Below are 1,325 nucleotides of genomic sequence, written 5' to 3'. Positions count from 1 at the left end.
GACTTTTTTTATATACATATGCTTAAGATTTTTGTCGAGTCATCAAGTTAAGGTATTTTTGTAAGTAGCTAAAAAAAAGCTCCCGAGGCAACGAGGATTAGTTCAACACCCGTAACCATCACACAAACCTCTAATTCTAAAGAAAACGAATTTATTGTAAGCCTCAATACAGTATTCTCACTACTGAATACTAATTTTTCAATACCAGCTCTATAGTATTTTATTAATCTTTACAGCTAGAAAACTTACAGTAATTATTTGGAATATGGTCACTAAAAAACAAACTTATAAGCCACCTACAGAAAATTTGTTTCTTGATCAAAAAAGAAAAATGGGACTCGTCAAAAGAATTAAAAAATAAATCAATAAATTTGATATCAAACCCGAAGATTTAGACTTTTCAACATCTTGATTTTCATTAACTAAATTTGACGTTAGTCGAGATTTAAAAATAAACAAAATGAAACTATTAAAGCAAAAAGTGATTATTGTAATTTTAATTATTATCTCCTTTAATCTAAATGTCAAAGCACAAACACAAACAGATAGTCAAGAACTATATGCCATTGTAAATACTTTTAAAACTGCAATTTATGATTCAACAAAAGAACAAGATTTTTATAATCTATTCTTACATGATTCTATAACTTGGGCATCGATTTCTGAAGGAAAAACAAAAGCGTCCCGTGAAGTTAAAGATGATTATCGCCCTTTTTATACGGGAAGCTTCAAAGATTTCTACAATTATGTAAAAAAAGAAGGTGATTGTAGAGAACGTTTTTATAACCTTACTATTAAGATTGAAAATAACTACGCGACTGTTAGTTTTGATTATACTTTTGAAAAAAAAGAAAAAATAACAAATTGGGGAAAAGAACACTGGACTCTGATAAAGCTGGATAATGAATGGAAAATCACCTGTGTCCTGTGGACTGTTAATTCTCAGAATATTGAGAAATGCCCTTTTACGAACAATTCATATTATAAAGAATAACTTCAAAAACCTATGAGCTAGAATTAATATATTAGAACAAGCTGCTATAGATAATGCATTGATTTTGATATTTTTAAAAGTTTCTTTTGACAATAGGGATAATATTTCAATAATAACTAAGCATATGGCGTGCCGATAGGCTAGCGCTATATGATCTGTTGACTGATCTGGGATTTGGTGATAAGGGGGAATTCGAGAGGTTTGCTATACCCTTAACAAGAAAGAAAATCGTTAGGATGTCACTTTAGCATTTTTTTATGGTAGCAGATTACCTCAAAAAACGATATTTCAAAGTAGTTTTCAGGCTTTTTATGAGGATTTGCTTGGTTTT

Annotated in this window: 1 protein-coding gene; it reads left to right on the top strand. The window is 29.7% G+C overall.

What is annotated here, in order from left to right:
- Nucleotides 1-460 precede the first annotated feature (460 nt).
- Complete coding sequence (locus tag CVD18_RS22235) at nucleotides 461-994, top strand: hypothetical protein (RefSeq protein WP_103867632.1); 534 nt, start codon at nucleotides 461-463, stop codon at nucleotides 992-994.
- Nucleotides 995-1,325 lie beyond the last annotated feature (331 nt).

Source organism: Aquimarina sp. I32.4 (genome assembly GCF_002924285.1).
Lineage (GTDB): Bacteria > Bacteroidota > Bacteroidia > Flavobacteriales > Flavobacteriaceae > Aquimarina.
Note: the sequence above shows the minus strand (reverse complement) of the source record. Positions and strands in the feature narration are given on the sequence as shown.